Source organism: Paracandidimonas soli, from assembly GCF_004342005.1.
GTDB classification, from domain to species: Bacteria; Pseudomonadota; Gammaproteobacteria; order Burkholderiales; family Burkholderiaceae_B; genus Paracandidimonas; species Paracandidimonas soli.
The window spans coordinates 214,835-233,433 of the sequence record NZ_SMBX01000005.1 but is presented as its reverse complement, the minus strand read 5'-3'; the positions used below and the strand labels follow the sequence as shown (position 1 = coordinate 233,433).

General features: G+C 63.4%; 15 protein-coding genes. 3 read left to right on the top strand and 12 right to left on the bottom strand.

Annotation, left to right across the window (positions count from 1 at the left end; translation table 11 throughout):
• Positions 1-10 precede the first annotated feature (10 nt).
• A complete protein-coding gene (gltX, locus tag EV686_RS12005; RefSeq protein ID WP_132477175.1) occupies positions 11-1,423 on the top strand; it encodes a glutamate--tRNA ligase in 1,413 nt (470 codons plus the stop codon).
• Here the strand turns inward: gltX and EV686_RS12000 are convergent.
• Positions 1,413-1,922, bottom strand: coding sequence for a hypothetical protein (locus EV686_RS12000; RefSeq protein ID WP_132477174.1), 510 nt, complete (start codon positions 1,920-1,922; stop codon positions 1,413-1,415). The two genes, gltX and EV686_RS12000, sit on opposite strands and share 11 nt — an antisense overlap.
• A gap of 713 nt (positions 1,923-2,635) precedes the next feature.
• Between EV686_RS12000 and EV686_RS11995 the strand changes: the two genes are divergently transcribed.
• Both EV686_RS11995 and EV686_RS11990 read left to right on the top strand, forming a co-directional pair.
• Positions 2,636-3,349: a histone H1 gene (locus EV686_RS11995; RefSeq protein WP_132477173.1), complete on the top strand. Its 714-nt coding sequence runs from the start codon at positions 2,636-2,638 to the stop codon at positions 3,347-3,349.
• A 191-nt stretch (positions 3,350-3,540) separates the two neighbouring features.
• Positions 3,541-4,104, top strand: a complete 564-nt coding sequence (locus EV686_RS11990; protein WP_132477172.1) for a YggT family protein — start codon at positions 3,541-3,543, stop codon at positions 4,102-4,104.
• A gap of 193 nt (positions 4,105-4,297) precedes the next feature.
• On the opposite strand, the gene EV686_RS11985 is transcribed toward EV686_RS11990, so the two are convergent.
• From EV686_RS11985 to EV686_RS11935, 11 genes are all read right to left on the bottom strand, one after another.
• Positions 4,298-4,741, bottom strand: a complete 444-nt coding sequence (locus EV686_RS11985) for an outer membrane lipoprotein (protein ID WP_377748313.1) — start codon at positions 4,739-4,741, stop codon at positions 4,298-4,300.
• A 139-nt stretch (positions 4,742-4,880) separates the two neighbouring features.
• Positions 4,881-5,822 (bottom strand): carbohydrate kinase family protein, encoded by a 942-nt coding sequence (locus EV686_RS11980; RefSeq protein WP_132477170.1) that lies wholly within the window; start codon positions 5,820-5,822, stop codon positions 4,881-4,883.
• A 19-nt stretch (positions 5,823-5,841) separates the two neighbouring features.
• Positions 5,842-6,840, bottom strand: coding sequence for a zinc-ribbon and DUF3426 domain-containing protein (locus EV686_RS11975; RefSeq protein WP_132477228.1), 999 nt, complete (start codon positions 6,838-6,840; stop codon positions 5,842-5,844).
• Between the two features lie 29 nt (positions 6,841-6,869).
• Positions 6,870-7,787, bottom strand: a complete 918-nt coding sequence (gene prmA / locus EV686_RS11970; RefSeq protein WP_132477169.1) for a 50S ribosomal protein L11 methyltransferase — start codon at positions 7,785-7,787, stop codon at positions 6,870-6,872.
• 56 nt (positions 7,788-7,843) lie between these two features.
• Positions 7,844-9,190 carry an acetyl-CoA carboxylase biotin carboxylase subunit gene (gene accC / locus EV686_RS11965; RefSeq protein WP_132477168.1) on the bottom strand — a complete coding sequence of 449 codons (1,347 nt, stop codon included), beginning with the start codon at positions 9,188-9,190 and terminating at the stop codon, positions 7,844-7,846.
• A 3-nt stretch (positions 9,191-9,193) separates the two neighbouring features.
• The gene (accB, locus tag EV686_RS11960; RefSeq protein ID WP_132477167.1) at positions 9,194-9,652 is read right to left on the bottom strand and encodes an acetyl-CoA carboxylase biotin carboxyl carrier protein; all 459 of its coding nucleotides are present in this window, start codon (positions 9,650-9,652) and stop codon (positions 9,194-9,196) included.
• Positions 9,653-9,751: 99 nt separating this feature from the next.
• Positions 9,752-10,186 (bottom strand): type II 3-dehydroquinate dehydratase, encoded by a 435-nt coding sequence (gene aroQ / locus EV686_RS11955; RefSeq protein WP_132477166.1) that lies wholly within the window; start codon positions 10,184-10,186, stop codon positions 9,752-9,754.
• A gap of 158 nt (positions 10,187-10,344) precedes the next feature.
• Complete coding sequence (locus tag EV686_RS11950) at positions 10,345-10,875, bottom strand: TlpA family protein disulfide reductase (protein ID WP_132477165.1); 531 nt, start codon at positions 10,873-10,875, stop codon at positions 10,345-10,347.
• Between the two features lie 92 nt (positions 10,876-10,967).
• Positions 10,968-12,392, bottom strand: a complete 1,425-nt coding sequence (locus tag EV686_RS11945; protein ID WP_132477164.1) for an efflux transporter outer membrane subunit — start codon at positions 12,390-12,392, stop codon at positions 10,968-10,970.
• Positions 12,393-12,427: 35 nt separating this feature from the next.
• A complete protein-coding gene (locus EV686_RS11940; protein WP_132477163.1) occupies positions 12,428-15,502 on the bottom strand; it encodes an efflux RND transporter permease subunit in 3,075 nt (1,024 codons plus the stop codon).
• Positions 15,499-18,597, bottom strand: a complete 3,099-nt coding sequence (locus EV686_RS11935; protein ID WP_132477162.1) for a multidrug efflux RND transporter permease subunit — start codon at positions 18,595-18,597, stop codon at positions 15,499-15,501. The genes EV686_RS11940 and EV686_RS11935 overlap by 4 nt, the downstream gene beginning before the upstream one ends.
• Positions 18,598-18,599: the final 2 nt, after the last annotated feature.

The following is an 18,599-nucleotide window of genomic DNA, read 5'->3' as shown; positions in this document are numbered from 1 at the left end:
GAGACCATTCATGACACAGTCAGCAGCGCCCGTCCGTACCCGTTTCGCGCCTTCCCCCACCGGCTATCTGCATCTTGGCGGCGCCCGCACCGCCCTCTTCTCCTGGGCGTTCGCCCGGCACCACAAAGGCGTCTTCGTGCTGCGCATCGAAGACACTGATCTCGAACGCTCCACGCCGGAAGCCGTGCAGGCGATTCTCGACGGCATGGCATGGCTGGAAATGACGCCCGACGAAGGCCCCTTCTACCAGATGCAACGCATGGACCGCTATCGCGAGGTGCTGGCCGAACTGCTGGAAAAAGGCCACGCCTATCATTGCTACAGTTCGCCGGAGGAAGTCGAAGCCATGCGCGAACGCGCACGCGCCCTCGGCCTGAAGCCGCGCTACGACGGCACCTGGCGCCCGGAACCCGGCAAGACGCTGCCCCCGGTTCCCGAAGGCCGCAAGCCCGTGATCCGTTTCCGCAATCCGACAGACGGCGCCACCACCTGGAACGACATGGTCAAGGGTCCGATTCGCTTCGACAACAGCGAGCTGGACGACCTGATCATCGCTCGTCCGGACGGCACGCCCACCTACAATTTCTGTGTGGTCGTCGATGACTGGGACATGAAGATCACGCACGTCATCCGCGGCGACGATCACGTCAACAACACGCCCCGCCAGATCAACATCCTGCGCGCGCTCGGCGCGACGCCGCCCGAATACGGCCATGTGCCGATGATTCTTGGACCGGACGGCGAAAAGCTGTCCAAGCGCCACGGCGCGGTCAGCGTGGTCGAGTACGACAAGGACGGCTACCTGCCGGAAGCCATGATCAACTATCTGGCGCGCCTGGGCTGGAGCCATGGCAACGACGAACTGTTCACCCGCGAGCAACTGGTCGAATGGTTCGACGTGCGCAACCTGAGCAAATCGGCCGCGCAATGGGATCCCAAGAAACTCAATTGGGTCAATGCGCACTACATCAAGCAAAGCGGCAACGACGACCTGGCCGCCCGCGTCTCGCCGCGCATCAGCTCGCTGGGCGGCGATCCCGGCAGCGCGGACCTGCCTGCCATCATGGGGCTACTGAAAGACCGCGCCGAAACCCTGAATCAGCTGGCGGAAGGCGCCATGCTGTTCTGCGCCGCATTCAACGGCCCCGACGACGAACTGCGCGCGCAGCACATCAATGCCGAGTCTCTGCCTCTGCTGCGAGATTTCCGGCAGCAGGCGGATGCGCTGGCGCAATGGGATGCATCTTCGCTGTCCGCGGCCATTAAGCAGGTACTGGAACAGCATGGCGTGAAGATGCCCAAGCTGGCCATCCCGCTGCGTGTCGCAGTGACTGGACGCACGCAGACTCCCGCCATCGATGCCGTGCTGGCGCTGCTGGGACGCGAAACCGTACTGCAGCGCCTGTCGGCCGTCACAGAATAGGCAAGCGGTAGTCCGGCGACGCGCGGCGCAGCCGGATCTCCTTCCCATGCATGTTCAGCGCCATGCCTTTGCCGTCGAGCGCGGCAATGGCATGGCGGTTGACATAGATGGGATCCTGCGCATCCACCTGCGAACCGTTGGAATGCGTAGTTCGCAGGACCAGCGTTCCTTCTTCCCTGTACCAGCACCCGGTTTCGTCAAGGCTCTGCGGCGGCCTGTTGCCGCGCTTGAGCTGTTCGACATAATGCATGCTGCCATCCGCGTGCAGCCGGATCTGCAAGCGTATTTCTCCAGCAATGCCAGGCTCCTTGCGCACCGCCAGCCAATTCCCCACGGCGGGTTCATCCTGGGCGACAGGGCTGCAACCCTTGAATGCGGCATCGTACATGCCTGCATCGACGACGGTCGAAGGCTGCCGCGTCGTCGTGGCGCAAGCCGACAGCAGCATGGCAAGGCAAGCGGCAACGGCAAAACGAGAAGGCGATCCGTGCATGGACATGGCAAAAAATCCTCTGCGAAAAACAAGCGAACGTCATTCATAACATACTGCGCGTTCGCCATGCACGACGCTTTCCTGCGCACGACTCGATGCCTGGATGTTGGTTTTATGCAAATGCATTTTTATCGCCATCGAGCAACGGCCGGCGAGCGATGCCGGCGCGTTTCTTGACGCCGTCCACACGCTCATTGCATGCAACGGCATCCTCGGGCAGGCACGCCATGCGCATGCGCCATGCATGCGGTTGCCCTCGGCAGGACTCTCGCGTAAAAATTCCATGCTATCTCAAAACCCGCATGGATACTGGGATTGCAGCGACTGAAAATCCGATGTGCAGAAATTCCATCACATCGCGGGCAACGCAATCGATATCTTTCCCACTATCGAAGCCGGCGGAAAAACGCATCGTCCGGCCGGAGTTTCAAAGTATCCGCGCGCGAACCAAGCGCGCAAATCGACGCAATTATTCGCGCAAAAAAAAGCTCGCGATACGATAAGTCGAAGTCGAGAAAGACAATTGTCGGACGCCTTGTTTTGAATAATGCTTGGAATCGCGCTATGCCTTACGTTAGACTCTAGGCGTGCGATGTTGTCAGGAGGAAAGACGCTTCGCACGCTTAGCCATTTGAGATGGGTCGCGCCATTTTCGTGGGGGCCATATCAAATGGGTGAACGCACTCTCTCTGACTGACTTCATCCCAAGGAGCTATACCATGGCAACAGCCAAGAAGGCAGCACCCAAGAAAGCCACCGCTGCCAAGAAAGCAGCACCTGCGGCAAAGAAAGCCGTAGCCAAGAAACCTGTCGCAGCCAAGAAGGCAGCACCCGCCAAGAAGGCAGTCGCTAAAAAGGCTGTAGCCAAGAAAGCGGCACCCGCAAAGAAAGCCGTAGCCAAAAAGGCAGTCGCAAAGAAAGTCGTAGCCAAGAAGGCGACGCCGGCAAAGAAGGCCGTAGCCAAGAAGGCAGCACCCGCCAAGAAGGCCGTAGCCAAAAAAGCCGTAGCCAAGAAGGCAGTCGCCAAAAAGGCAGTCGCAAAGAAAGCGGTTGCAAAGAAGGTCGTAGCCAAGAAGGCGGCGCCGGCAAAGAAAGCCGCAGCCAAGAAAGCCGCACCCGCCAAGAAGGCTGTAGCCAAGAAGGCGCCTGCCGCCAAAAAGGCTCCCGCAAAGAAGGCCGCGCCGGCAAAGAAAGCTCCCGCAGCCAAGAAAGCCGTTGCAAAGAAAGCCGCGCCCGCCAAGCGCACCGCGGCAGTGAAAACGCCTGCGGCACCCAAGGCCCCGGCAGCCAAGAAGGCGCCTGCCGCCAAAAAGGCTCCTGCCAAGAAGGCCGCGGCCCCCAAGGCAAACAAGGAAGCAACGCCCGCGGTCGACGCCAAGAAGACGGTCAACCCAGCAGCTTCGTGGCCCTTCCCCACAGGCGGCCGCCCCTAATAAGACGGCTTCCTGAACACTGCTTGCCGCACATCCGCGGCAAGCTTCAGGATCCAGGCCCCCGGCATGCCGGGGGTTTTTTCATGGCGCAACGATGCTGAAAGCATGAGCCGCGCATGCGAATGACGGCACGCAAAACAAAGCCATCTCGTGCGACAATCGGCCTTGCAGAAACTTCAAGAACCATCCCCATGCTCAGCGATATCCTCCAGTTCCTTCTTACGATCGCAGCCACGCTGATGGGCATCGCGCTTATCCTGCGCGCCTGGACGCACGCCGTGCGCCTGCATCCGTTCAATCCCTACTCCCAGGCCATCATCCGCGTTACCAACTGGCTGGTGCAGCCTGTCCGCAAAATCCTGTCACCCGGCAGCCTGATCGACTGGCCCAGCCTGTCCGCCGCCTGGCTGGTCGCCCTGGCCTATCTGCTGCTGGGCTGGATCATCGGCACCGGCTCCCTGCCCTCCGTCGGCAGTCTCGGTCCGGCGCTCATCGCCGCCATGCTGACCGTAGCCCGCTGGCTGTTCAACATCATTCTCTGGATGACGCTGCTGCAGGCCATCCTGTCCTGGGTCAACCCCATGGCTCCCGTCATGCCGCTGCTGCAGACGCTGACGGCGCCTTTGCTCGACCCCATCCGCCGTATCCTGCCCAACCTGGGCGGCATCGATTTCTCGCCGCTCGTGCTGCTGGTGCTGGCGCAAATCGCCCTGATGGTCCTGCAGCGCGTTGCTTTCGCGCTGTTCGCCGTCTGACGAAAAAAGCTGGGCTGCCATTCAGACAGCCCAGCTTTTGTGCGAACCCAGGTGAGTTCTCGAGATTTCGTGAGTCACTCCCGCCTGAAGCCGGGAGCCTCCTCGCCACCATCCAGGGGCGCCTGCGGCGCCGTATGAACACCGCCTCGCTCGATCTCGTCGTGAACGACGAGGCTTGCGCTTGGGCGCGTGGTCAGAAAGGTACGACGCGCGTCGGTCCGTTGCCGCTGATCAGCCTTACGCGTTGTCCCGCAGAGATGGCGACATCCGCTTCCTGTGCGATGACACGTGTCTCGCCGTTGTCGAGACGCACGGTGATTTCCAGGCCCGACTTGCGGTTCATCTGATTTTCCGCGGCATTGCCCAGCAGACCGCCGATGATGGCGCCGCCTATCGATGCCAGCACCTGGCCGGTTCCGCCGCCTACCGTGCTGCCGGCCACGCCTCCAAGCGCGCCCCCCGCCACCGTGCCCACGCCGGATGATTTATCGCTCTGGATGGTGATGGGCCGGACGGATTCGACCGTTCCCAGGCGCACGATCTGCTCACGTTGCGCCTGCCCATACGTATAGACGGAACTGGACGCGGACTGGTTCGCGCAACCCGCCAGGACTGCGGCTCCCGCGAGGACCGCCATTGCCGCGGCGCGGCGGAACTGCCGTGCCTGAATCTTTGGAAAATCTGCCATATGCATTTGCCACTCCTTCTTGCCAAGCGCCACGCCTGGCGAAACATCGATCGTATTCTGCATGGAAACGCAGGCGGGGAAAGCGCTCTCAGGCAAACCTTATGCCGTAGTTTTCCTGCAATGCCGCATCGACCTCGGCCAGCGACGGCTTGTGATTCTGCGGCCCCCTGGAACCGATCTTGAAGCTTCCCATGACATTGGCCAGACGGCAGGAATCTACCAGGGACCAGCCATGCGTCAGGCCGTACAGCACGCCGGCGCGATGCGCATCTCCGCATCCTGTCGGATCGACGACCTGCTTCGCAGGCACCGGCCCGATATCGACAGTTTGACCGCCTTCGTACAGCGTAGTTCCCTGCGCGCCGCGCGTCACAACGACCGCCTGCAGCGACCGGGCGATATCCTGCATGCTGCGCCCTGTACGCTCTGAAATTATGCCTGCCTCGTAGTCGTTCGCAGTAACAATGTGTGCCAGGGACAGCATCTCGGTCAGATCTTCGCCATTGAACAGCGGCATGGCCTGGCCCAGGTCGAACACAAAAGGAATGCCCTGCTCCCGCATGCGCCGGGCGTGGGCGAACATGCCCTCCTTGGCATCGGGCGCAACGATGCCCCACGATACGCCCTCGTCCCTGAGAAACGCGTTTTCGGACGAACGCAGCATGGCGCCGGGATGGAACGAAGCGATCTGATTGTTGTCCTTGTCCGTCGTGATGAAGCACTGCGGCGTATACATGTCGTCGAGCACACGCACCCAGCGCGTATCGATGCCCTGCGCCTTCATGTAGTCGAGATAATCCGCGGCATCGGAACCCACGGTGGCGACAGGCAGCGGATTGCCGCCGAGCAGGCGCAGACTGTAGGCGATGTTGCCGGCGCAACCGCCGTATTCCTTGCGCATGCTGGGAACGAAGAACGAAACGCTCAGGGACTTGATGTGGTCCGCAAGAATATGATCCTTGAAATGCCCTTCGAATACCGTGATGGTATCGAACGCTACAGAACCGCAAACCAGAACCTTATCGGACATGACACTGCCTTATGAAAAATCAGGGAAAAAACAGACTCAGCTGATAACCGTTCACATCGCCGCCCCGCACATCCAGCGGAAGCTGGACGGCCAGCTCGCTGCGCGCGGCGAACGGCTGCGGCAGCCTGTCCTTCGGCAGATAGTCGGACGGCTGGAGAATCTTGCGCACCACCACGGCTCCTGAAAAGTCCGTCAGGTCCAGCGCGATGGACGGCCATTGCTGCGGCCGCTCGGCCGCATTGCGCAGCGTCACGTGCAGCATCAGGCGACTGCCCTGCTCCGGTTTTTCCTCCCCCGCCTTGCGGACACGCAGGGAAGAACCGAGAACGGAAATCTGTTCGATGCGACGCGGATATTCGACCGTGCATCCCCACGGATGGCACAGGCGCTCGAGCACAGGGCGCAGCTCCGGCACGCTGTCGGCCAATTGCATCCGGTAGACATAGGCCGCCTGCGCGGCCAGCAGCGCCAGCGCCAGCAGACTCAGCCATACCCAGAGTGTGTGGCCCATGCGTGCGAATCGGCGCGGTCCTTCATCGAGGAACTCAGGGATGTCCGAAGCGCGAGCCGAGCCATAAGGCGAGCGCGGCTCGACGTAGATCCTGCCTGGGCCTCCGTCGCCTTCATCGTCGCTGTCGTCCTCGTCCTTCAGTACAGGATCGCGGCGCCCGGGCTGCATGGCCGCGACACCAGCGTCCTCGTCGCCGACATGGACGCGATAGGGCTCGCGGCGATACCCGGCATCGGATGCGGCAGCCGCCTGGGTGCTGAACGGTACGTGGGGTTCGTCCGCATCGGGCGGTTCCTGATCGGCATCCGCTCCGAACGTGTGCGACGCATACCCGGCACGGGCCGCATCCATGCCTCCATGCCCTGAAATCGCAGGCACGACGGCTTCATAGCCATCGAAGATATGTGCGCAGCTGATGCAGCGCACATAGCCTTTGCGCAACTGCAACTGCTCCAGGCTGGCTTGAAAAGTTTCACCGCATTGCGGGCATTGTGTCGTCAATTCCATGTCGGCAAGGCGTCTCTGGTCTACGGTAACTAGGCACGTCGCCCATGCAGGCAGACCCACCCTTCCCGCGCCTGCCAGACCTGCATTTCGATCCAGGGGGCATAGGCGGCAATGACTTCATCTGCCTGGCGTTCGAGCACGCCCGAAAGCACCAGCCGGCCTCCTTGCGCAACACGGTTTGCCAGCATGGGGGCCAGCACTTTCAAGGGATTGGACAGGATGTTGGCCACCACGACCTGCACTGTCCCTTGCGGCAAGGCATCGGGCAGCATGGCATCCAGTTCCACTCCATTGACTTCCGCATTGTACTGTGTCGACTGGACCGCCTGTTCGTCGATGTCGACGCCTTGCGTCCTGCCTGCCCCCAGCAGCCTGGCGGCGATGGCGAGAATGCCGGAACCGCAGCCATAATCCAGCACGGTCTGGCCCGGCTCCAGGTTTTCCGCCAGCCACTCCAGGCAGAGATGCGTCGTCGGATGGCTGCCCGTGCCGAACGCCAGCCCGGGATCGAGGCGGATGCGGACGATGGACGTATCGGCGCCATCTCCCAGGGACTGCGGAGCCGCATCGTCTTCATGCCAGCTCGGCGTGATCCAGATGCGGGATCCTACTTCTATCGGACCGAACTGCGACTGCGTCAGGCGCACCCAGTCGGTATCGGGCACCTCGCGCTGCGTCCAGTCGTTGGCGGCGGCCAGCCAGCCCTGCCGGTGCGCCTGCCGAGCCAGCGGCTCCGGCGCGAGATCGTCGGGCAACAGCGCCACGACGCGGTTGCGGTGCCAGGCCTGTACCTCGGGCTCGAGGCCAGGCTCGCCGAACAGGGGCACCTCCGCCTCGGTATCTCCGTCCGCGTCCTCGACTGACACCGACAGTACGCCCTCTTCAAGCAAAAAATCCGCAAGCGCTTCTGCATGCGCCTGCGGACACAACAGTACGATTTCCCGCATGCCGTATTCCTAAGGAAAATGCGCGCGCCGCACGGCCGCGGCGCGCGTGCCCCGCATCAGGGGCGCTGGGACAGTTTGTGTTCCAGGTAGTGGATGCTGGTGCCGCCTTCATGGAAGCGCGCATCCTGCATCAGTTCCCGATGCAATGCGATATTGGTGGATACGCCCTCGACCACCATCTCGGACAGGGCGATATGCATGCGTGCGATCGCCTGTTCGCGCGTATCGCCGTACGTGATGAGCTTGGCGATCATGGAGTCGTAGTAAGGAGGGACACGATAGCCCGTGTACACATGCGAATCCACACGCACGCCGGGGCCTCCCGGCGTGACCCAGTTCGTGATCAGGCCGGGGCTGGGCGTGAACTTGAACGGATCTTCGGCGTTGATGCGGCATTCGATCGCATGGCCCTTGAGCTCGACGTCGCGCTGGCGCAGCGTGAACTTCTCGCCTGCGGCAATGCGGATCTGCTGCTGGACGAGATCGATACCGGTAATCATTTCGGTAACCGTATGCTCAACCTGGATGCGCGTGTTCATTTCGATAAAGAAGAACTCGCCGTTCTCGTACAGGAACTCGAACGTGCCCGCGCCACGGTAGCCCATGCGGCGGCAGGCCTCGGCGCAACGCTCACCGATGCGCTCGATCAGCCTGCGGGGAATGCCAGGCGCCGGCGCCTCTTCGATGACCTTCTGGTGGCGGCGCTGCATGGAGCAGTCGCGCTCGCCCAGCCACAGGGCATTGCGCCCGCCGTCGGCAAGCACCTGGATTTCGATATGGCGCGGGTTCTCGAGGAACTTCTCCATATAGACTTCCGGATTGTTGAATGCCGCGCCGGCTTCCGTCTTGGTCATGGCCACTGCATTGAGCAGCGCAGCTTCGGTATACACCACGCGCATGCCGCGCCCGCCGCCGCCGCCGGCGGCCTTGATGATGACCGGATAGCCGGTCTCGCGGGCCATGCGCAGAACTTCCTGCGAATCGTCCGGCAGCGCGCCTTCCGACCCAGGCACGACGGGTACTCCGGCTTCGATCATGGCGCGCTTGGCGCTGACCTTGTCGCCCATCGTCCGGATGGACTCCGGCGTGGGGCCGATGAACACGAAACCGCTTTTCTCGACGCGCTCGGCGAAGTCGGCGTTTTCCGCCAGGAAGCCGTAGCCGGGGTGAATGGCCTCGGAGTCTGTAACTTCAGCAGCCGAGATCAGGGCCGGCATGTTCAGGTAGCTGTCGCGCGACTGCGCCGGACCGATGCAGACGGATTCGTCGGCAAGACGCACATACATGGCGTCGCGGTCGGCCTCGGAATGCACCACGACCGTCTTGATACCGAGCTCCCGGCAGGCACGCTGGATGCGCAGGGCGATTTCGCCACGGTTGGCGATCAGGATTTTTTCGAACATACCTTAGCCGATGACAAACAGGGGTTGACCGTATTCGACGGGTTCGCCGTTCTCCACCAGGATTTCCTTGATGACGCCCGCCTTGTCGGCTTCGATCTCATTGAGCAGCTTCATGGCTTCGATGATGCACAGCGGCTCGCCTTCCTTGACCGACTGGCCGACCTCCACGAAAGGCGCGGCGCCGGGATTGGGCGAGCGATAGAAGGTGCCGACCATCGGCGCCTTGACAGTATGGCCTGCAGGCTGCGCCGGTGCGGCCGGCGCAGGGGCGGCGGCCGGCGCGGCGGCTTCCGAAGCGACGACGACCGGCGCCGCGGCTGCGGCCGGAGCGCTGGCAATGATCTGCGGCGCCTGCGAGAATTTGACGATGCGCACCTTGTCGTCGCCTTCGGTGATCTCCAGTTCGGCAATGCCGGAGTCTGCGACCAGATCGATCAGTGTTTTCAGTTTTCTCAGATCCATACAACCTTCCCATCAAGTTCACGCAACATGCTTGCGCGCAACAACAGTGATTTAAAAAATACCTCTACGCCACTACCCGCCAGCGGCCCGCGTTCGCCTTCAGGCACGCAGCGCGCTGAGCAAAGCGGCCTCGTAGCCGAAAGCCCCCAGTCCGGCAACGACGCCTTTCGCCGTCGAAGACAGGAAGGAGTGGTGCCGGAACGCTTCTCTCCGGTAGACATTGGACAAATGGACTTCGATGAAGGGGATATCCACCGATGCCAGCCCGTCGGCCAGCGCAATGCTGGTATGCGTATAAGCACCCGCATTGATGATGATGAAATCCGTGCCGTCCTGACGCGCCGCATGGATGCGGTCCAGCAGTTCGCCTTCGTGGTTGCTCTGGAAATGGCTGCACTGTGCGCCATGTTCCGCGGCGACACGCTCAAGATGCGCATTGATGTCGGCCAGTGTTTCATGCCCGTAGATTTCGGGCTGTCTGGTGCCAAGCAGATTGAGATTGGGACCATGCAACACAAGGATATGTCGCGCCATCGAGGTACTCATAGAAGAAAGACCGCTCTTTTTACGCCAAAAAGCCGTCTTTGTCCATTAATTTTCACCTAAATGTAACCCTGGGACAGGGTCCGGGCATACGTGCGGGCGATGGGTGCAAAGCCGCAAGCCCTTCACCGGAATCGCGCATGTTTGCATCAGGATACCGCAAGATCGCGGATATAGCCATCAAGAACGTCCGGATCTACCTGACCGAGAATGCGCTGCGATACGCGCCCCCTGGCATCGAACACCAGCGTGAACGGCAAGCCGCCCTGGCGGTTGCCTAGCTCGCGCATCAGGCGCATGCCGCCCTTGCCCGCCATCATGACATCGTAATCGACCGGAATCTTTTCCAGGAACTTGCGCACATTGCTTTCGGTATCGATCGCGAGCCCGAGGAAGGCGACGCCGGGATGCTTCGCGTTTAGCGCATTGAGATCCGGCATCTCCTTGACGCAGGGCGGGCACCACGTGGCCCAGAAATTCAGCACCAGCGGCTTGCCCAGGAACCGGGCCATATCTTGCGAAACACCGTCAAGATCCTCGAACGCGTGCGTATAGAACGGATCGGGCACCTTGGCCGGTTGCGCCAGCGCCGGACGCCACGGAGCAAGAATCCCCGATGCCGTTGCGCCCAGCGCCATGCCCAGCAATCTGCGCCTGGAATGGAAAGAATTCGATTTCATGGAAAACGCCTGTACCTTGGATGACACCGATGATATCACCCGGCCATCCGGCCGCTCTTTGATCTACGTTGAGCTTGCGCTTGGGCGCGTGGTCAAGGAGCGGAAGTTTCCGGCTCCTGCCCCAGCAGGGAAACATCCCATCCACCGCCCAGCGCCGTGATCAGTTGCACGCTGTTGACCAGCCGGTCCGCCTGCAGGCTGATGGCGGTGCGCTCCGCGCTGAGCGCGGACGCCTGCGCCTGCACCACGCTGAGGTAATCGACCATGCCCGCTTCGTACTGATTCGTGATCAGGCGCAGCGTTTCGCGCGACGCCTCCAGCGCGCGCGCCTGGGTGGCCTGCTCCTGTTCTTGCACGCGCAGGCTGACCAGATAGTCCTCGACCTCGCGCAACGCCGTCAGCACGGTCTGGCGGTAGGCGGCGCTCTGCGCCTCGTGCGCCGCCCGGGCCGAATCGACCGAGGCCTGGCGCGCGCCTCCGTCAAACAGCGCAAGCGCGAGCGCCGGCCCCAGCGACCAGAACTGCGATGGCGCGGACAGCCACTGCGCCCACTGGCCGCTGCTGTACCCGCCTTGCGCCGACAAGGTCAGCGAAGGGAACCACGCCGCCTGCGCCACGCCGATGCGCGCATTGGCTTCCGCCACCCGGCGTTCCGCCGCCACGATGTCCGGCCTGCGCTGCAGCAACTGCGAAGGCACGCCAGCAGGCACCACCGGCACTATCCCCAGCCGCATCGTTTCATCCAGCGAGAAATCCGACGGAGGCCGCCCCGTCAGCACGGCCAGGGCATTTTCATGCACGGCGCGCTGGCGCTCCAGCGCAAGGCGCTGCGCCCTGGCGTTTTCCAGCTGCGAGAGCGAGGCCGCCACGTCCGTCTGCGCCGACACGCCCGCCTGGTAGCGATTTTCCGTCATCTGCAGGGAACGCTCGTAGGCGGTTATCGTCTGCTCCATCAGGCGTTTTTCCGCATCCAGCGACAGCAGCCGGAAATAGGTCTGCGCCAGCGTCGACTGCAGGCTCAGCTGCGTCGCGGCCAAGTCGGCCGCGCTGGCCTGCGCCGAGGCCTCTCCCGCCTCGACATTGCGCCGCACACGCCCCCAGACATCGACCTCCCAGCTTACGTTGCCGCTGAGCGAATAACGATTGCCGGCCTCCCCATCGCCGCCGCCCGAGCGCGTGGCGGAGGCATTGCTGCCCACCGTGGGGAACAGCCCCGCCTGCGCGCCGCGCAATCCGGCTTGCGCCTGGCGATAGCGCGCCTCGGCTTCCCGCAGCGTCAGGTTTTCACGCAGCAGCTGCGCCATCAGGCCGTCCAGCCTGGCATCGCTGAACGTCGTCCACCAGTCGCGGGCCATCTCCGCCTGCGCGGCCGCATCCACCTGCACCCAACCCTCGGCATGGCGATAGTGATCACCCATCTCCTGGTCCGGACGCTGGTGATCCGGCCCCACGGCGCATGCCGAAAGCGCCGCCGCCAGAATGCCGGCCGCCGCCAGCTTGCCTGTTCTTCTGATCATTCCGTCTTTCCTTTGCTCCAGCCGCATGCCTATGCCTATTCCTTGCGTCCGCGCCGGACTCTTGTGCGAAGCCGGTCGAGGTATAAATATACGACCGGTGTCGTGTACAGCGTCAGCACCTGGCTGACCACCAGGCCTCCGATAATGGTCACCCCCAGCGGACGGCGCATCTCCACGCCCGCGCCAGTTGCCAGGATAAGCGGCAAGGCTCCGAAAATCGTCGATACCGTCGTCATCATGATGGGCCGAAATCGTATCAGACAAGCCTGTACGATGGCGTCCCGCGAGGACAGCCCCTGAGACCGCTGCGCGCTCAGGGCGAAATCCACCATCATGATGGCGTTCTTCTTGACGACGCCGATCAGCAGGAAAATACCGATCAGCGCCACCAGCGAGAACGGCTCATTCGCCATCATCAGGGCCAGCAATGCGCCGATACCCGCGGAAGGCAGGGTGGACAGGATCGTCAGGGGATGCACATAGCTCTCGTACAGGACGCCCAGCACGATATACATCGTGACCAGCGCAGCCAGGATAAGCAAGGGCTGCTGCGCCACGGTCTGCCGCATCTGCTGGGCCTCGCCCAGGAAGCCCGCCTGGATTTCCTGCGTCGGCAGGTTCGTGGCGGCCACCGCCCGCTCAACCGCGATGACAGCCTGCTCCAGCGACACGCCCGGCGCCAGGCTGAACGAAATGCTTTCCGACGCAAACAACCCCTGGTGCCTGACGGTCGTCGGCGCGCTCTGCATTTCGAAGCGGGTGAATGACGACAGGGGGATGCGGCTGCCGTCGGCCGTGATGACCTGCACCTGCTGCAAGGCCTCGATATCCTGCGCATAGCGCGGATCCACTCCCATCACGACGCGGTACTGGTTCAGCGGCCGGTAGATGACGGATACCTGCCGTTCGCTGAAGGAACTGTTCAGGGTCGAGGCGATCAGGCTCATGTCCACGCCCAGGCGGGTGGCCGCATCGCGGTCGATATGCAGTTGCACGCGCTGGCCCTTGTCTTCGATATCGGTATCGACATCGACCAGCTCCGGCAAGCCCGCCAGGGCCTGCTGCACGCGCGGCAGCCAGGTCTTGATAAGATCCAGCTCGCTGCCAAGCAAGGAGTATGAATACGAAGCCGAACCCTGCGGGCCGCCCATGAAGATATCCTGCTGCGGCACCAGCGTCAGCCTGGCACCGGGCACGCCCTGGAACTGGCCCCGCAACCGGTTCACCACCTCGGCGGCGGTGGCGCCGCGCTCGGCCACGGGCTTGAGCTGCACCATCAGCATGGTGCTGGTGCCGCTGCGGCCGCCGGCGAAGCCCGCCACGCTTTCCACCGCCGGATCCTTCATGATAATGCGCCGGAACTGGTCCAGCTTGGGCTCCATGGCCTGGAACGACGTCCCCTGGTCGACACGGAAAAATCCCATCAGCTGCCCGGTATCCTGCTGAGGCAGCATGCTTTTCGGCACGACGACGTACAGATAGGCGTTCAGCCCCACGGTTGCGGCCAGCAGCAGCAGCATGAAGCGACCATGCGACAGCGACCATGACAGCGAGCTTTCATAACCGCGCTGGATGGCAGAGCCGATCGCGCCGATCATGCGCGACAGCCTCCCGGGCTGTCGCAGGACGCGTGCGGAGGGCAACAGCCTGGCGCACATCATCGGCGTCAGCAGCAGCGACACCACCATGGATACCAGGACGGCCGCCGACAAAGTGACGGCGAATTCCCGGAACATGCGCCCCATCATGTCGCCCATCAGCAGCATGGGCACAAACACCGCCACCAGTGAGAAGCTCATGGCCAGCACCGTGAATCCGACTTCGCGCAACCCGCGCATGGCGGCCCGCATCGGCGTCATGCCTTTCTCGATATGCCGCATGATGCTTTCCAGTACCACGATGGCATCGTCCACCACGAAACCCGTCGCCGCGATCAGGGCCATCAGCGACAGCGTATTCAGGGAGAATCCGAACCACCACATCACCGTGAACGTGACGATGAGCGACACCGGCACCGCCACGCTGGGAATCAGCGCCGCGCGCGCATTGCGCAGGAACACCAGCACCACCGCCACCACCAGCAATACGGCGATGACCAGTGTCTTTTCAGCTTCGAGCAACGACGCCCGGATGCTGGGGGAGCGGTCCATGGCCACGTCCAGCGTGACTTCCGCCGGCAGCATGGCCTGCAATTGCGGCAGTTGCTCGCGGATGGCGTCGACCGTGGCGATGATGTTGGCGTCGGGCTGGCGGCGCACCATCAGCACCACTGCCGTCCTGTCGTTGAAGAAGCCGGCGTTGAAGCGATTCTCCACCGAATTCTCGACCGAGGCGACATCGCTGAGCTTCAAAGGAGAGCCGTCCTTCCAGGCCACGATGAGCTCGCGGTACTCCGACGCGTCCTCGAGCTGGCCGCCGGCATCGAGCTGCCACTGGAACTGCGTATTCTCCACAATGCCGGTCGGACGCATGCTGTTGGCGCCGGACAAAGCCCTGCGCACATCGTCCAGCGCCACGCCCGCCGCCGCCAGCGCGTGCGGATTCAGGCTGACGCGCACGGCCGGCAGCGAGCTCCCTCCCACGCTGACCTCGCCCACGCCCGCTACTTGCGACAGTTTCTGCGCGATGATGGTGGAGGCGAAATCGTACAGTTCCCCCTTGGTGGCCGTCGCCGAACTGAGCGCCAGCGTCATGATGGGCGCGGAGGAGGGGTTGATCTTGTGATAGGTGGGATTGCTGCGCAGGCTGGACGGCAGCATGGGCCGCGCCGCATTGATGGCGGCCTGCACGTCGCGCGCCGCGCTGTTCACATCGCGCCCCAGGTCGAAGCGCAGGGTGATCTGCGTCGACCCCTCGGAATTGCGCGAGCTCATCTCCGTCAGTCCCGCGATTGCGCCGAGCGACTGCTCCAGCGGCATGGCGACGCTGGACGCCATGGTTTCCGGACTGGCGCCCGCCATGCTGGCCGACACGGAGATCATGGGAAAATCCACCTGCGGCAGCGGCGCCACCGGCAACTGCCGGTAGGCAAGCAGCCCCATCAGCACCACGGCCAGACACAGCAACGCCGTGCCGACCGGCCTCAGGATGAACAGTCCCAGGCCTCTCATGCCCCGCCCGCTCCCGCATGGCCCGCCCTGCGCCTGACGCCCACGCCCAGGCGGTCGAACATCAGATAGATGACCGGCGTCGTGAAGATCGTCAGCAACTGGCTACACAGCAGGCCGCCCACCATCGCCAGGCCCAGCGGCTGGCGCAGCTCGGCGCCGGATCCCGTCGCCAGCATCAGCGGAAGCGCGCCGAACAAGGCGGCCAGCGTCGTCATGAGAATGGGCCGGAAACGCAGCAGCGCCGCCTCGTGGATCGCGGCCAGCGGCGACAGCCCGCGCGAGCGCTCGGCATCCAGCGCGAAATCAATCATCATGATGGCGTTCTTCTTGACGATACCGATCAGCAGGATGATGCCGATCAGCCCGATCATGTCCAGCTCGTGACCGGCCAGCAGCAAAGCCAGCAGCGCCCCCACGGTCGCCGACGGCAGCGTCGAGAGAATAGTGACCGGATGGATGAAGTTTTCGTACAGCACGCCCAGCACGATATACATGACCACGACCGCCGCCAGCAGCAGCAACAGCGTGCTTTGCTGCGATTCCTGGAAGGCCTTGGCCGCGCCCTGGTAGTGCATTTCTATCGACGCCGGCATGCCGATTTCCTGCGGCAGGCCGGCAATCGCGTCCACCGCATCGGAAAGCGCCGTGCCGTCGGCCAGGTTGAACGACACCGTGGCGGCGGGAAACTGTCCCATGCGCTCGATGGACAGCAGGGCGCTACCCAGCTCGATGCGCGCCAGGTTGCCGAGGGAAACGGGCTCGCCCGAGGACGAAGGCACGTAGATCCCTGCCAGGTCTTCGGGCGTGCTGCTCTGCCCGGGCGGCGCTTCGAGCACGATGCGGTACTGCGAGGACTGCGTGAAGATCGTCGATACAAGCCGCTGGCCGAAGGCATCGTAGAGCGCCTCGTTGATGGTGGCGACCGATATGCCCAGGCGGGCCGCCGCATCGCGGTTGATGACCAGTTGCGCCTGCAGTCCGCGGCTTTGAAGGTCGTCGACCACATCCGTCAGTTCAGGCAGGCCGCGCATGGCCTGCACCAGCGCCGGCGTCCAATCGATCAGCCGCTGCTGGTCCGGGTCGGACAGGGTGAGCTGATATTGCGTACGGCTGATGCGGTCTTCGATGCTGAGATCCTGCACCGGCTGCATGAACACCTGCATCCCGGCATCCTCGCCCGCGGACTCCATCAGCCGGCGGATGACTTCCCGCACGCTCGAGCCGCGCTCGCCGACAGGCTTGAGCGCAATCTGCATGCGACCGGTGTTCATGGTGGCATTGGTGCCGTCGATCCCCACGAAGGAGGTGACGGCCGCCACGTCCTCATCCTGCAGCAGCCGCTCCGCCAGCCCCTGCTGGCGCTGCACCATGGACTGGAATGATACGGTCTGCGGCGCCTGGCTGATGGCCTGTATCAGGCCTGTGTCCTGCTGCGGGAAAAACCCCTTGGGCACCAGCAGATACAGCATGACCGTCAGCGCCAATGTTCCCAGGGCGATCAGCAGCGTCAGCGGCTGGTGCGCCAGCACCCAGCGCAGCGCCCGATCGTATGCCGCGGCCAGGCGCTCGAGATGCACGCCCATCCATTGCTGCAGCCGCCCTTCCTGCATGACTCCCGCGGGCTTGAGCAGGTGCGCGCACATCATGGGCGTCAGCGTCAGGGAAATCAGCAGGGAAATCAGGATGGCGACCGCCAGCGTCACCGCAAACTCGCTGAACAGCCTGCCGATCACGCCCTGCATGAACAGCAGCGGAATCAGCACGGCGACCAGCGACAGCGTCAGGGACACCAGCGTGAAGCTGATCTGCCTGGCGCCTTTCAGGGCGGCGGCCAGCGGCGCGTCGCCGTCTTCGATATAGCGCGTGATGTTCTCGATCATCACGATGGCGTCATCGACGACGAAGCCTGTCGCGATCGTCAGCGCCATCAGCGTCAGCGTATTGATGCTGAACCCCAGGAAATACATGATGGCGAAGGTGCCGACCAGCGACAGCGGCACCACGACGCTGGGGATCAGCGTCGCCGTCCAGTTGCGCAGGAAGACGAAGGTCACCAGCACGACCAGCCCGATGGCGATGAACATTTCCATCTGCACATGGTGGATGGCATCGCGTATGGTCTGCGTGCGGTCGGTGGCCACCATGATATCGATGCCGGCGGGCATGGCCTGCTGCAGCGACGGCAGCATGGCCATGACGCGGTCCACTACCTCGATCACGTTGGCGCCGGGCTGCTTCTGTATATTCAGCAGGATGGCGGGCTGCCTGCCGATCCAGGCGGCCTGGCGGATGTTCTCGGCGTCGTAGCGTATCGTGGCGACGTCGCCCAGCCTCAGCGTGGCGCCGTCGGCATAGGACAGGATCAGGTTCTCATAGTCCTGTATGGAGCGCAGCTGATCGTCGGCATTGATGGAAATGGAACGCTGCGGGCCGTCCAGGTTGCCCTTGGGCTGGTTGACATTGGCCGCGGTGATGGCGGAACGCACGGACGACAGGGTCAGGCCGTGCGCCGCCAGTTGCTGCGGGTTGGCCTGGATGCGCACGGCGGGCCGCTGCCCGCCCGCAATGCTGACCAGGCCCACGCCATTGATCTGCGACAGCTTCTGCGCCACGCGCACGTCGATCAGGTCGCGCACCTGGTGCAGCGGCAGCGTGGGCGAGGTCACGGCCAGGCTGACGACCGGCGCATCGGCCGGATTGACCTTGCTGTAGATGGGAGGGGCGGGAAGATCGCCGGGCAGCAGGTTGGATGCCGCATTGATGGCGGCCTGCACTTCCTGCTCCGCCACATCCAGCGACAGGTCCAGGTCGAACTGCAAGGTGATGACGGACGAGCCGCCGGAACTCGACGAGCTCATCTGTGTCAGCCCCGGCATCTGGCCGAACTGCCGCTCCAGCGGCGACGTCACCAGCGCGGTCATGACCTCCGGGCTGGCGCCGGGATACAGCGTCGTAACCTGGATGGTGGGGTAATCCACCTGCGGCAGCGCCGATACCGGCAGCAGCCGATAGGCCAGCAGGCCGGACACCAGCAGCGCCAGCGTCATCAGTGTCGTGGCGACCGGCCTCAGGATGAACAAGCGCGACAGATTCATGC